Below are 12,847 nucleotides of genomic sequence, written 5' to 3'. Positions count from 1 at the left end.
CGTCTTTTTTTCTTGAAATTGATTCTGCAAAAGCAGGAACCTCCTTTAGCAGACACTTTACCTGGATCGCGAATTCCAGTAGAAGTCCGCCAACTCAAATCACATTGATTTATGTGAACTGAGCTAACAGACCTCATGCACTGCCAGTTCGAAGATTAAGATTTTCCAAATTTAATACTTTTTCATATTACTACAGAATTTTCAAATAATCTAGTAAAGTGCTCACTTAATCAGAACGAGGCTTCCGGTCAACGCCGGAGGTCTTTTTGTGCTTGCGTTAAACGCGCAGCAATAAAACGGACAAAGGGGATGACGTGAATGGCGGAAAACAACCGCGAATCAGTCGGCAATTTAAACGTAAAAGTAGACGTAGATGTTTCGGAGGCTATCAAAGGCCTCAAAGCGGTCCAGCGCGCAGCAAAAGACGCGACGAAATCGTTGGCTGAATTAGAGTCGGCGATGAAAGAATTCGAGAAAGAAATGCAAAGTAAGGAACCGATTATCTTCAGCGGAGAAAGCGGTGGGTACGGAACGGTACCTCTCGTTAGATATACTCGTAAATAAAAAAAGCACCACGACTTAAATCGCGATGCTCTCGTATGCAACCGAAATCTCGTCCGCCGTGATTCCGATATATTTCAGCGTATCTTTTTCGGATGAATGACCAAGAATCGCCGCAATACGATCTACTGCGATGTCCATTTCATATAGTCGGTATCCAAACGTTTTTCTAAGCGTGTGAGTACCGATCTTGCCGATCTTTTCAGCGATCTTGGCGCGCTCGGCGGCTTCGTTTAGAATCCGATATGCCTGGACGCGGCTGATCGACTCGTCGCCCTTACGGCTGGCAAATACGTAGTCATCGTCAGCGCCTTCGAGTTCATTGACGAGCTTTTTGACGGCGGCTGAAAACGTAATGACACGCGTTTTGCTACGCTTGGCTTCGGTTATTTTAAGAGACGTTTGGCCGCGAAGATCGCCGATCTTAAGCGAAAGTAAGTCGGAAATACGAAGCCCAAAAGCCGTTCCAAGTTGCAATAACAGACGGTCGCGCCCCGGTTTGAGAGCGTTTTTTAGTTTATTGAAATCGCGTTTACTTTTGATCGGATTCACTGCGTTAGCCATTCGTATTCCTCCAATGTACTTTAATTATTTTTAAGTTACATTCATTATACGATATCGAATTCGGCAAGTCAACGGAAAATAGACGGGAAGGAGGCGGTAGTTTGGCGTTTATTAACGGCAAGTTTTTAGAACGTGAAGAAAGACAAGCGCGGATAGAGGCCGTAACGGAACGGCTGAAGAAACTGCGCGACATTATCCAAGCCGGCAAACACACCGAATATCACGTCGATCTTATGCGGAAGGATCGCGACGAATTAATCAAGCTTAAGCGGGTCCATCGCGCCGAGACCGATATGCTGTATTTCTTTTACGAATACTTTTCGGAAGCGCGGAACCCAGGCAATCCGGATAATCTCGTACCGACGACCGCAGTAGACATGGACGACGCGCCGGACTTTCACCGAAAACTATCGTCCATACTCGACTCGGTATCTAACCGAAATAAAACGGCCCGTATCGCATGGGCGGCTTCGAGGGGGCACGCAAAGTCGGCGTACCTATCGAACGGATTTCCGGTACATGAAATCGTTTATAAAAAACGGCGCATGATCTTGATTATCTCGGAAACGAACGCCGGCTCGATTAAGTTCATTAAATGGGTCGCCGGGCAGCTTAAATACAACCAAAAGCTACGCGAAGACTTTGGCGAAGTCCTGTACGAGCAGAAAACGCGCAACGAAAAGGATTCCGAAACGGCTTTTATTACAACGACCGGCATCAAAATGGAAGCGACGTCGCTCGGAACACAGATCCGTGGTTTCCGTAATGGTTCTCAGCGGCCGGATTTAATTCTATTGGACGACTTGGAGTCGCTTGACTCGAACAATACGCCTGAACTGCGTCAGAAGGCTAAGGATTGGCTTAACCAAGACCTTATGCCTGCGGGTGATCCTACGAAAACTGCGTTTATTTTCATGGGAACACTTGTACACTTCGATAGTTTGCTGAACTACGTATTGAACGAACGTCGCGATTTTATTAAGAATAGTTTTCCGGCGATCATCAAACCGCCGAATAGAACCGATTTGTGGGCGGAGTTCGAACGTATTTACAAAGAGTACGTTCCCAGCGATAAAGAAGTCGAAGAAATGATGCAGGCGGAATCAGAAGACACGATGTCTACTCCGAATGCGCGCGCTGCAATGCGTTTTTACGAGGAACACAAAGCGGAAATGGACGAAGGCGCCGAGGTTTTGTGGCCTGGACGATTTCCTATAGCTGCGCTGATGATTGAAAAAGTCAACATCGGCACAAAGGCTTTCAATACCGAGTTTATGAATAACCCAATCGATGAGGATTCGCAGATATTTAAACCGGAGTCCTTTTCGTATTGGACGGATTTCAGACTTAACCATAAAGAATTCTATATTTATATGGGAATCGACTTTGCGATGGGAAAAGAGAAAGGCGACTTTTCCGCGATTGCTACAATAGCCAAACATAAAAAGACTGGAAAAATATACGTTATTGATGCTTATGGTGAACGGCTACACCCGGACAAATTTCTCGAGGTAATTGTCGAGAAGGTTATGGAGTACCAGCCGGACCGTATCGCTGCGGAATCGCAAAACGCGCAAGAATGGTTCGTTGACGCTATCAAACGTGAATTAGCGCTAAAAGGATATCCGTCAACTACTCGCGTTTCCAAAATCAATCAGCGGTCCCGGAAAGCCTTACGTATAGAAGCGCTAATGCCGCAGATTGAAAAAGGCGAGATCGAATTCCATCGCAGTCAAACGCTTTTACTCGAACAGTTTGAACGGTATGGATCTAATTGGCACGATGACCTACCGGATGCATTAGAGATGGCGGTGAGTGTCAGTAAACGAGCTAAAACGGTGATTAAAGCGAAACCGAAGTATATGTAACGGAAGGAGGACGTTAAATGTCGTTAAAAAAGAAACTAGAAGCAAAGCTATCGTATGAAAAAAGGAAAGCGGCCCTTGCATGTGCCATGAATGAAATAATGCCGGAAGACGGCGCGAAGAAAACGCAAGCGGAACTAGCCGAAGAACTAGGGATGTCGCGTATGGGATTGTATCGTTGGCGAACACAAGATCCAGTCTTTATCGAGTACATGGGCTTACTTGCTGACGAGATGTTAGCGAGTCATCAAGCGGAAGTCTACGGTCAGTTGATGCGCTCAATACGAGGAAAACAACCGTCGATGAAGGCTATCGAAATTTACACGAAATTAATCGGTAAGTTGGCGGATAGACAGATTATCACCGACAACACATCGGATAATCAAACAATCGAGGATATAAACGCCTTAACTAACGAATTAGACGATCTTTTGAAGGAGGAATAAGCGATGGGTTTTACGGACTTTTTTAAGCACCGCAACCACGAACCCGACGACGGATCGCATACTAAAACGTACAGCATCATCCGACCCGGCGCACAGTTTCCTCCGGCTGACTCAATTGAACGGCTAGCGAAATATCGACGCATGAAAAAGTTGTTTGAAGGACGACACCGAGACGTCTATGAACGTGCGACCGACATTCTTAAAGATTCGCCGCAGGGCGAGCAGTTAAAAAAGCTGTATATCGCGGTCAATCTTGCCGACATTCTCGTCACAAAGCCGGCTGACCTACTAGTAGGCGAACCGGTTCAATTCGAAAGTGGCCTTCCTGATGACAGCGAAGAGCAAAAAGCACTCAATCGCTATGTAGAGGAAAACGATATTAATCAACTTCTTCACGAAAGCGCAACGGCCAACGGATTCCGCGGCGATTCGTGGTTTAAGGTGCGCTACGGCTACCGTCAAGACTTTTCGGAAGTTGAGAAGCTCGGCTTACCTGTACCGGCAGATGCCGAAATGGAAGCAATTATTGAACACGTTAGCGCTGGCGCAGTCTTTCCGGAGTTCAGCGTCGGGAACATAAAGAAACTAAAGGCGGTCAATATTGCGCAGGTCGAATGGGTCGAGACGGAAAAGACGGAGATTCCGTTTTTAAACGTTGAACGACATGTTCCGGGCTACATCATTTATTCGCGATACCAGTTGTACGAAAACGGAGTTGATACGTCTACGGGTACACCAGTATCCGTATATAAAATCGGTAAACAATTACCGACGGGACGAGAAGAAGACATCGAAGAAACGCATTTGCCGCATATACCGGTCTTTCACGTACCATACAAATCAATTGACGACGAATTCTTCGGCATCGGCGGATTAGAGAAGTTAGAGACGGTGTTTGCTGCGATTAACGACCGGCTAGTGCAGATCGACTATATTTTATGGAAACACAGCGATCCTACAGCGTATGGGCCGGAGATTCAAGACGATGGGAACACCGTTCAGTTCGGCGGCGCTTATATAACGGTCGGAAAAGAAGATGTAACGCCTGGCTATATGGTATGGCAAGCGCAGCTAGACGCGGCTTTTAAGGAACTAGACGTGCTGTTTAGTAACGTATTTATGATGTCGGAGACGCCTCAGTGGCTTTTCGGAACTACGATGTCAGGCGACAATTCAGGCGGAACAGGTACGTCACACACAGACGGTGCTGCGATCAAAGCCCGTTTCATGCCGATTCTTTCGAAAGTGAAGCGAATTCGTGCGCACTACGATAAAGCGGTCCGAGATGCGCTATGGACGTGCATGCTTCTAGAGAAAGCGGTCAAACGAATCAAGATTGACGAAGCCGTTTATCCTAGAGCAATTTGGAACGACGGTATTCCGCAGAATGAAAAAGAACTTGCGGAAATCATGGAGATCAGAACGGCAGGCAAGCCGACTATTGACGTTAGAGGCGCAATAAAGGCGATGGATGACGTCGATGACGAAAAGGCCGACGAAATCATGCGACGCATTGAAGAAGACGAAACATCCGCAAATGGCTTCGTAGATGCGTCGATCTTTAATGAGCCGGAATCGCCGCCGGAACCCGAGGACGATGAGTAATGGCGAAAGTACCGGCGCCTAACTACGATTATCAGACGAAACAACTTGCCGGCTATTATCGTTCCGCCATCAAAGACATTCTCGCCGAGCTTGATCGCGTTGATATTTCGGATTTCCGACGAGCCAATGCGCTCGCTACGTTGCAGTCTATCAGCCGTATTTTAGACGACCTTGATACGAAGTCGGCGCGGTGGGTTAGTGAAAACGTACCTATTGCGGCGCGAGAAGGCGTAATCAATACGCTTGTTTCGCTTAAGATTGCGGAATCAGTTGAACAAGCGGCTCTTATCGTAAAGTTCAACGAGTTAAACGAAGTGATGGTCGCGGCTGCTATTGCGGATACGCAAGCGGATCTCTTAGCCGTCACACAGAACGTAGATCGGAAAACGAAAGCCGCGGTTCGCCGTGCCGTTTCCGATTCTATTAAGTACAACATGGCGTCGGGCACAAACGGACGACGGACGATCCGAGACGACATCAAAAAACGTCTCAAAGAATCGGTCATGACCGGAATCGTCGACGCAAAAGGACGGCGGTGGAAACCGGAAGTATACGCCGATATGGTGACCCGAACGAAAATGATGCAGACATACCGCGAAGCAACGACTAATGAAGCCGTCGATCGTGGCGTTTTGTATGCGCAAATATCATCGCATGGGGCTTCCGATTATTGCCGATTTCACGAGGGCGAAATCATGAAACTTACGCTAGATGCGCCGGGCCCTTATTTAACTTACGACGAATTGCAGGCGACGGGTGAGATATTTCATCCGCGATGCAAGCACGTATATTCACCTATTAGAGATGTCGGTTTATTGTCCGAACGTTAAGACGTTAAACTAAACGGCTGTTTTATCTAATAGGCGACGGCCTTAAAACGGTTGGAGGACGATATGTTTGTAAAACGATTTATGCCGTTATTTGACGCAGATGATCAAGCGGGCGGAGGCCAAGTCGAGGAGCCAAAGACGCAGCAATCAGCCGATGATCAGCCGAAGAAGCTCGAACTCACGCAGGAAGAACTAGACTCGATTATTACCAAACGCGTTAGCCGTACGGAATCTAAATACGCAGATTACGGCGCTTTAAAAGAGAAGTTGACGGCGTATGAGAAAGCGGAGCAAGAAAAGGCAGACGCAGAGCTAACGGAACTTGACCGCATTAAGAAGGAACTCGAAGCAAAGTCGGAGGTTGAGAAAACCCTAACGCAACAAATCGAGGATCTTAAAAAAGCGGGCGAACAAGAAAAGATTACGAACGCATTCATTAAGTCGGCGACGTCGGCCAATATCGCGTATCTTGACGATGCATTGCGCTTGGCTGATTTAAGCGGCGTTTCGGTAGAAGACGGGAAGGTTGTCGGAGTCGAGGACGTAGTAAAGGCGTTGGTAGAAGAAAAGCCGTTCCTTATTGCGCAAAAGCCGAAGCCAATCGGTCAGAGTACGAATTCAGGGACGGATAAGATCGACAAAACGTCGGATCAGCTTATTAAAGAAGCAGAGGAAAAAGCACGTAAGAGCGGCCGCGTAGAGGATCGAGCTGCGGTAGCACAACTGAAAAGACAGTTCAGAAAATGAGACGCCTTTAATTAGGTGTCTTTTTTAATAAAAACAAACAAAGGGGGACATATTTTTATGTCACAGATTTTCTCTAAAGATTTAATTGGTAAAACAGAATCGGTACAAGACGAATTACTACTTTTAAATCCGCACCAAACGCCGTTGCTTGCGATGCTTGGTTTTTCTAATCCAGTAACGCAAACTGAGCATCAATGGTTCGAGGACGAAATGTTTGCGTATGAAGGCAACGTTACTGACGCAGCAGCAGCCGACGCAACAGTTCTAAAAGTATCGTCCGTTGAGCCGTTCCGTAATGGACACGTTATTAAACTTGGCGAAGAACTAGCGCTTGTTACCGCGGTTAATAAGTCTGCGAAGGAGTTAACGGTCGTTCGAGGCTACGCTAACACTACTGCGGCTGCTGTCACTGCGAATGAGAAAGTCGAAGTTCAATTCGTAGAAGGTTCGGAAGGCGCTGACGCTAGACAAGGTCGCTACAAGCCACGTAAGCGCGTATCGAACATTACGCAAATCTTTGACGAAACTGTAGAAATTTCCGGTACTGCTGCGGCTGTTGCTAACCACGGTATCGCGGATATGTACGAATACGAAAAGCAAAAGAAACAGCTTGAACTAGCGCTTCAAATGGAAAAAGCGTTTATCGGCGGCATTCGTTATGAGAATGGCTTAGTACGCCAAATGAACGGCATCCGTAGCTTCATCAAAACTAACGTCACTGATCTTGCGGGCCAAGAGCTTTCGCTAGAAGCGATCAATGACGCTGTTCAGGCGATCTACTCTAAAGGCGGCTTCAAGTCCGGCGGTCAGTACGAAATCATCGTGCCTGCGAAGCAAAAACGTATCATCTCTAAATTCGATAAGACGTTAGTTAGACTTAACCAGGGCGAAGCAAGCCGCGGCACTGTTGTTAACTTCTTAACGACTGATTTCGGCGAGTTCCCAGTATCTATTAACGACAACTTGGCGGCTGACGAAGTGCTTATCGTAGATAAAAACCGTATCGCAATCCGTCCTTTACAGACGCGTGATATGAGCCACGAATACCTCGGCAAAAAAGGCGACTACTTCCAAGGCATGCTTGTCGGTGAGTACACGCTTGAATTCCTTCAAGAACCGGCTCACGCACGCATCAAAGGCGCTAAGTAATACCGGCCCGCACTCGCGGGCTTTACTTTTTTGATAGAACGGAGGTAATGCGGACTTGGCAACGTTTGAGTCACGATACAAAGAATTAACGTTTTATGTAGGCGGTGCGCCGCGGAAGTTTTCGGGCGGCATATACACGACTACAGATCCAGAAGAGATCGAGGTATTAACCGCACTCGTCGACGCCGTTTGCACGGCTGAAGACGAACCAAAAACGGAGGATAAACCGAAGCCGGCGCCAGCTAAAAAGCCCGCCAAGAAATCCTCCGCAAAATAACAGGAGGTGGGGCGAATGGCGGCTACGGTCGAAGGTGCAAACGAATATATCAATACGTTTTTAGTAGATACCGAGGATTGGATCGACGCAGACGAGGCGAAGAAGGAGCGGTTATTGAATCGGGCCTCTTCGACTTTGACGCGCGTATTTTCTAAGTACGTCATTCCCGACAAAGCAGTTTACGAGTTTGTTAACGTATTGGCTATCGCGTACAACGATACGAACCGACTGAACAAGCACGGTATTTCTTCGTTCTCGATCACCGGAGTCGGCTCGTTTAACTATAAGGACACATTGCGAGTGGAAGACGAAGACTTGATTCCGAAAGAATCGATCGTAGCTATAGAAGAAGAAAACGACGTCAAATTCGGCGGCAAGCGAATCAGAAGGACGGTGCTGTAAATGGCGATGTTTCCAATGCGTCAAACTATTACGGTAAAACGTCCATCTGACGAGATAGATCGGTGGGGAAATCCGAGTACAGAAGGCGCCGAATTTACGCTTAAATGCCGTATCGACGAAGGGTCGTCCGCAGTCAAGGCGCGCAACAATGGCGTCGTTAAATCCGAAGAAGCCGTCGCATCGGCTCGTATTCTATTAGATCGACTTGCAGACGTGCGCTATACCGACGTAATCTCTTATACGAATGAACTCGGAGAAACGATGGAGAAGAGACCGAAGGAAATCAACGTTAAGAGACATATCGACGGCAAGGCGTTACTGACGGAGGTGTATCTATGAGTTTTACGTTTGATGCGAGTAGTTTCATAACCGGCATTAACAACGCTAGTCGAAGCGCCCTAGAAAGCGCCACCCAAGCGTTAGGGGATTCCGGCGACGATCTCGGTAGGATTGCGCAGAACATCGCGCCGATTGACAAAGGAACCTTACGCGCGAGTATCAAGAAGAACTATAAGCTGGCGAAAGGCAAAGCGGTCGTGGACGTTTCTTTCCGAGCAGTAGAAGGCGGATTCAACTACGCGATATGGACCCACGAAATGGACTATAACCTCGGATCGGCATCGCAAGCAGCGGGCGGCATCGACGGGTATGAAGTCGGGAACAAGTACCTCGAACGACCGTTAAAAGGAAATGCCGAGAAATACGTACGCTGGATCGCTGAAGGCGTTCGTAGGGGGCTGATCTAATGCGTGTAGGCGAGCTTATCGATTTCATTGAGTCGAAAGTTGACGGAAAATATTACGTAAATAAATTTCCGGTGGATAGTAAAGGCGCCGCAATTTCGGTTAAGTTGACGGGTGGATTTCCAACGTCGAAGTACACCGGACTAAAGCGGCCGTCCTTTCAAGTATTAGTACGAGGCGAAGCTAGAGACGGCGCAGGTACGGAAGACAAAGCGTTTGAGCTATACGATGCGCTTACGAATCTGTCCGAAGTGCAGGTCGGAGAAAGCTCGATCGTACAAATGCGCTGCAATAACTCGGCACCTTTGTATTTAGGAGACGACGAATCTGATCGTCCGATATATTCATTAAATTTCGATTGCGTAGAGCGTCCTTAGGGGCGCTTTTTATTTTGCGCAAATATAAAAGGAGGAAAACGAATGGCAGCAGGAATTAGAGGAATTAACGTTCCTATCGGTCCGGCAATCGTCGAGTTTGGCGAAGGTTCCGAGCTAGTTACGTTTGATATCACGAAAGGCGGCATCGTCTTTAAGGCAGAAACGTCGATTCAAGATACCACGGTTGATCAATACGGCGACACGCCGGTCAAGTCAACGATGAAAGGTCGGAATGCGGAAGTAACGGTGCCTTTTGCGCTTCATGATTTAGAAAGATTAGCCGCAGCAATGCCGAATAGTCGACTCGTAAAAGACAGTACTGACCCAGCGAAGATGAAGTTAGTCGTTTCAGGTAAAGCGGGATTCGATATGTTGGCAGCGGCCAAAAAGCTCATCATTAAACCCACAGCTGAAGGAACTACGCCAAACGATTACATCACGATTCCCCTTGCAGGTGCTATGTCAGATCCGGAGTATACGTATAACTCTGACGATGAGCGTATCGCAAATCTGACGTTCAAAGCGTATCCCGATACGGACAACGACGGAGACCTATTTATTATGGGAGACGAATCAGCAGAATAACAACGGAAGACATCGCTTAGTGGCGGTGTCTTTTTATTTTGAAAGGAGGTTACGCAATGAGCTTATTTGGTATCGGAACGAAAAAGGTATCAAGCGAACTTACACTCGGCGATAAAACGGTTCGAGTACCGAAGCTAACGCCGGTCAAATGGAAGGAACTTTTCGAGGTAGTCGATCGTTTGCCGCATTTATTCATTACGGTTTTAAGCACTAGCGGTCAGGACGACTTTGCTTCTACGTTAGTTGCTGCGGCTAAGTTGGCGATGGATGAAGTCGCTAAAATCGTAGCAGTCCTTTCCGGACTTGATGAAGACTACGTTCTCGAAAACGTCGGAACTGACGAAATTATTGATTTTCTAATCGCAGTAGTTGAGAAGAACCGTTTGCAGTCCGTAGCAAAAAACCTGAAAAGCCTTCTTCCGAAAGCACCGACAGAATAGCGGATGAAGGCGAGTACACAATCGATGATTATTTGATAGATGCGGCGGTCTTGCTGGGCGTTACTCAGCGACAGATCGAAAACGATTATTTCATGGTCGACATTCCGAAGTTCCTACGTTCAAAGACGAAGTCTAACGCAATTGAACGGCTCTCTATGATATCGACACTCGTCGGCACTGAAGGGCGCGCTATGGAAGACGCGGATTATCAACGCATGTTAACAGACCTTCGCAAACAAGCCGGTTATGTAGAACGTAACGAATTCGACCGAGATAAGTTCGAGCAATTGCGGAACTTCTTTTAAATAACGGAAGAAAGGAGGAAAACGAATGTCGGGTACTACAGTAGGTGAAATCGTCGCCCGTTTAACGTTAGAATCGAGCCAATTTAGCGCTGGCGTCTCTCAGGCCGAGAACCAAATGCAGCAAATGAGCAATTCAGCCAAGTCGTTAAGTACACAGATGGGAATCGTTCAGACGGCGGCCCTAGCGGTAGGTGGCGCAGTAGTCGCGGGCATCGGTGTATCGGTCAAGACCGCAGCCGACTTCGAGGAAGCAATGGCGAAGGTTAAGTCGATTTCGGGAGCTACCGGACAGGACTTCGAGAACCTAAAGAAAGTTGCGATGGACCTCGGAGAATCGACGAAATATACGGCGACTGAAGCGGCGCAAGGACTTCAGTACCTTGCGATGGCGGGCTTCAGCGTTAAAGATCAGATCGGCTCGCTACCGGCCGTCCTAAACATGGCGGCAGCGGCTTCCGTTGACATGGGCACATCCGCCGACATCGTATCGAATATCATGACAGGCTTCGGAATCGCATCTGAAGATTCAACGTACGCAGTTGACGTGTTAGTTAAAACGATGACGAGCGCAAACACGGATCTCTTACAGCTCGGCGACGCCATGAAATTCGTAGCACCGGTTGCGACGTCGCTCGGCTTCACGTTCGAGGAAACCGCGGCTGCCGTTGCGAAAATGTCAGATGCCGGTATTCAAGGATCGATGGCTGGTACGGCATTACGAGCGGGCCTATTGCGACTCGCTAATCCAGTAGGGCGCGCAGCCAAAGCGATGCATGCGTATGGAATCGAAGTAGAACAAGCCGACGGAAAGATGAAGCCGATACCAGAAATTATCGGGCATCTAAACGAGAAGCTAGGTCATCTAGGGAAAGCGCAAAAGACGGCGGCAGTCGCATCATTAGTGGGAACAGAAGCTGCGTCCGGATTTGCGGCGTTACTATCCGCAGGTGAAGGAACGTTAAAGTCGTATACGAAGTCGCTAGAAGAGTCGGGCGGAACGGCTGATCGTGTGGCTAAGACGCAGATGGATAACCTTAAAGGCTCATTCGAGGAGTTCACGTCGGCACTCGAAGGCGTCGGCATTAAGCTCGGAAACGAATTCTTACCGCATATACGGTCAATCGTCGATCAAGGTACGAAGTTGGTCGGAGTATTCAGTAAGGTCAACCCTAGCGTCGTAGCGACAGGTCTTGCGATGGTAGGGACGTCGGCGGCGATCGCTCTGACGGCTGCTTCGGTAGTCAAACTCGGCTTTGCATTGCGGGGCTTATTCGCAGCGATGGGTCCGGCGGGTTGGATTATAACGGGCCTTTCGGTTCTTGGCGGCTTATTAGTCGGGGTTTCTGCGGGTTATAAAGCGATGAACACCGTCAGCCTCGAAGCGGCAAACGCGAAGCAAAAGGAAGTCGACGGAATCAACAAGACGATTAAAGAGTACGACGGTTTGCAGGCGAAGATGAAGCTGACGAACGACGAACTATTGCGTTATTTAGATAACAAGGACGCGCTGGCTAACGAAAAAGATTCGGCTGCGATTAAAAAGCTAAACGCCGAGCAAGACGGCCTCCGCAAAAGTTCAGGCCTAACGAATGAGGAGTTTGATCGTTTCTTACAGTTGAACGATCAGATCATCAAGAAGTCTCCGGAAACGGAAGCGGCTTTCTCGGCTCAAGGTAATGCGATTGCGAAGAACACCGAGGCGATGAAACGGTTGAGTGCGGAGAAGGCGGAAGAATTGCGCTTAGAACTCGAAAAGCAAAAGACAATCGCAGAACGGAACATGGAAGGCCAACTAAAAAAGAGAACGCAAGTACAGAAAGAGATCAATGAAATTACAGAACAACGGGTCTCCAAAGAAAAAGCTGTGGCGGATCAACTTAAGGTTGTTGAAGGTATTGAGAAAAGCATTGCCTTGTCCCCGAGATTCAACCATAGATTTTGGTAATACGGT

General features: G+C 47.9%; 16 protein-coding genes. 15 read left to right on the top strand and 1 reads right to left on the bottom strand.

Annotated elements, in window-relative coordinates; translation table 11 throughout:
• Positions 1 to 318 precede the first annotated feature (318 nt).
• Positions 319 to 564: a hypothetical protein gene (locus tag V7L95_RS04015; RefSeq protein ID WP_340968121.1), complete on the top strand. Its 246-nt coding sequence runs from the start codon at positions 319 to 321 to the stop codon at positions 562 to 564.
• Between the two features lie 15 nt (positions 565 to 579).
• Here the strand turns inward: V7L95_RS04015 and V7L95_RS04010 are convergent, their stop codons facing one another.
• On the bottom strand, positions 580 to 1,125 hold the full coding sequence (locus V7L95_RS04010; RefSeq protein ID WP_144625193.1) for a tyrosine-type recombinase/integrase: 546 nt from the start codon (positions 1,123 to 1,125) through the stop codon (positions 580 to 582).
• A 101-nt stretch (positions 1,126 to 1,226) separates the two neighbouring features.
• Between V7L95_RS04010 and terL the strand changes: the two genes are divergently transcribed.
• The 14 genes from terL (at position 1,227) to V7L95_RS03940 (ending at position 12,841) form a co-directional block, all read left to right on the top strand.
• Positions 1,227 to 2,993, top strand: coding sequence for a phage terminase large subunit (gene terL / locus V7L95_RS04005; RefSeq protein ID WP_340968120.1), 1,767 nt, complete (start codon positions 1,227 to 1,229; stop codon positions 2,991 to 2,993).
• Between the two features lie 17 nt (positions 2,994 to 3,010).
• Positions 3,011 to 3,436 carry a phBC6A51 family helix-turn-helix protein gene (locus V7L95_RS04000; protein WP_099496794.1) on the top strand — a complete coding sequence of 142 codons (426 nt, stop codon included), beginning with the start codon at positions 3,011 to 3,013 and terminating at the stop codon, positions 3,434 to 3,436.
• Positions 3,437 to 3,439: 3 nt separating this feature from the next.
• Positions 3,440 to 5,041, top strand: a complete 1,602-nt coding sequence (locus V7L95_RS03995; RefSeq protein WP_340968118.1) for a phage portal protein — start codon at positions 3,440 to 3,442, stop codon at positions 5,039 to 5,041.
• The gene (locus V7L95_RS03990; RefSeq protein ID WP_340968113.1) at positions 5,041 to 5,871 is read left to right on the top strand and encodes a phage minor capsid protein; all 831 of its coding nucleotides are present in this window, start codon (positions 5,041 to 5,043) and stop codon (positions 5,869 to 5,871) included. Before V7L95_RS03995 ends, V7L95_RS03990 begins: the two co-directional genes overlap by 1 nt.
• Positions 5,872 to 5,934: 63 nt before the next feature.
• On the top strand, positions 5,935 to 6,618 hold the full coding sequence (locus tag V7L95_RS03985; RefSeq protein ID WP_340968112.1) for a Clp protease ClpB: 684 nt from the start codon (positions 5,935 to 5,937) through the stop codon (positions 6,616 to 6,618).
• Between the two features lie 57 nt (positions 6,619 to 6,675).
• Positions 6,676 to 7,767 (top strand): DUF5309 family protein, encoded by a 1,092-nt coding sequence (locus V7L95_RS03980; RefSeq protein ID WP_340968111.1) that lies wholly within the window; start codon positions 6,676 to 6,678, stop codon positions 7,765 to 7,767.
• 55 nt (positions 7,768 to 7,822) lie between these two features.
• Complete coding sequence (locus V7L95_RS03975; RefSeq protein WP_340968110.1) at positions 7,823 to 8,044, top strand: hypothetical protein; 222 nt, start codon at positions 7,823 to 7,825, stop codon at positions 8,042 to 8,044.
• 15 nt (positions 8,045 to 8,059) lie between these two features.
• Positions 8,060 to 8,446: a hypothetical protein gene (locus V7L95_RS03970; protein WP_340968108.1), complete on the top strand. Its 387-nt coding sequence runs from the start codon at positions 8,060 to 8,062 to the stop codon at positions 8,444 to 8,446.
• Positions 8,447 to 8,785 (top strand): hypothetical protein, encoded by a 339-nt coding sequence (locus V7L95_RS03965; protein ID WP_340968106.1) that lies wholly within the window; start codon positions 8,447 to 8,449, stop codon positions 8,783 to 8,785.
• A complete protein-coding gene (locus tag V7L95_RS03960; RefSeq protein WP_340968104.1) occupies positions 8,782 to 9,192 on the top strand; it encodes a hypothetical protein in 411 nt (136 codons plus the stop codon). Before V7L95_RS03965 ends, V7L95_RS03960 begins: the two co-directional genes overlap by 4 nt.
• Positions 9,192 to 9,566, top strand: coding sequence for a minor capsid protein (locus V7L95_RS03955; protein ID WP_340968102.1), 375 nt, complete (start codon positions 9,192 to 9,194; stop codon positions 9,564 to 9,566). Before V7L95_RS03960 ends, V7L95_RS03955 begins: the two co-directional genes overlap by 1 nt.
• A gap of 42 nt (positions 9,567 to 9,608) precedes the next feature.
• Entirely contained in the window at positions 9,609 to 10,151 is a 543-nt protein-coding gene (locus tag V7L95_RS03950) for a hypothetical protein (RefSeq protein WP_340968098.1), read from the top strand.
• A gap of 56 nt (positions 10,152 to 10,207) precedes the next feature.
• A complete protein-coding gene (locus tag V7L95_RS03945) occupies positions 10,208 to 10,591 on the top strand; it encodes a hypothetical protein (RefSeq protein WP_340968095.1) in 384 nt (127 codons plus the stop codon).
• A 330-nt stretch (positions 10,592 to 10,921) separates the two neighbouring features.
• Positions 10,922 to 12,841 carry a phage tail tape measure protein gene (locus V7L95_RS03940; protein WP_340968093.1) on the top strand — a complete coding sequence of 640 codons (1,920 nt, stop codon included), beginning with the start codon at positions 10,922 to 10,924 and terminating at the stop codon, positions 12,839 to 12,841.
• The last annotated feature ends 6 nt before the right edge of the window (positions 12,842 to 12,847 follow it).

This window comes from Bacillus sp. PPSBB_11 (assembly GCF_038023285.1).
GTDB classification, from domain to species: domain Bacteria; phylum Bacillota; class Bacilli; order Bacillales; family Bacillaceae; genus Bacillus; species Bacillus altitudinis.
This window is presented reverse-complemented; position numbering and strand designations above follow the sequence as displayed.

Bases quoted from the DNA above. Each gene is read 5' to 3' on its own strand.
- V7L95_RS04015 (WP_340968121.1), top strand. From the start codon at position 319: ATGGCGGAAAACAACCGCGAATCAGTCGGCAATTTAAACGTAAAAGTA.
- V7L95_RS04010 (WP_144625193.1), bottom strand. From the start codon at position 1,125: ATGGCTAACGCAGTGAATCCGATCAAAAGTAAACGCGATTTCAATAAA.
- V7L95_RS04000 (WP_099496794.1), top strand. From the start codon at position 3,011: ATGTCGTTAAAAAAGAAACTAGAAGCAAAGCTATCGTATGAAAAAAGG.
- V7L95_RS03995 (WP_340968118.1), top strand. From the start codon at position 3,440: ATGGGTTTTACGGACTTTTTTAAGCACCGCAACCACGAACCCGACGAC.
- V7L95_RS03990 (WP_340968113.1), top strand. From the start codon at position 5,041: ATGGCGAAAGTACCGGCGCCTAACTACGATTATCAGACGAAACAACTT.
- V7L95_RS03985 (WP_340968112.1), top strand. From the start codon at position 5,935: ATGTTTGTAAAACGATTTATGCCGTTATTTGACGCAGATGATCAAGCG.
- V7L95_RS03980 (WP_340968111.1), top strand. From the start codon at position 6,676: ATGTCACAGATTTTCTCTAAAGATTTAATTGGTAAAACAGAATCGGTA.
- V7L95_RS03970 (WP_340968108.1), top strand. From the start codon at position 8,060: ATGGCGGCTACGGTCGAAGGTGCAAACGAATATATCAATACGTTTTTA.
- V7L95_RS03965 (WP_340968106.1), top strand. From the start codon at position 8,447: ATGGCGATGTTTCCAATGCGTCAAACTATTACGGTAAAACGTCCATCT.
- V7L95_RS03960 (WP_340968104.1), top strand. From the start codon at position 8,782: ATGAGTTTTACGTTTGATGCGAGTAGTTTCATAACCGGCATTAACAAC.
- V7L95_RS03955 (WP_340968102.1), top strand. From the start codon at position 9,192: ATGCGTGTAGGCGAGCTTATCGATTTCATTGAGTCGAAAGTTGACGGA.
- V7L95_RS03950 (WP_340968098.1), top strand. From the start codon at position 9,609: ATGGCAGCAGGAATTAGAGGAATTAACGTTCCTATCGGTCCGGCAATC.
- V7L95_RS03945 (WP_340968095.1), top strand. From the start codon at position 10,208: ATGAGCTTATTTGGTATCGGAACGAAAAAGGTATCAAGCGAACTTACA.
- V7L95_RS03940 (WP_340968093.1), top strand. From the start codon at position 10,922: ATGTCGGGTACTACAGTAGGTGAAATCGTCGCCCGTTTAACGTTAGAA.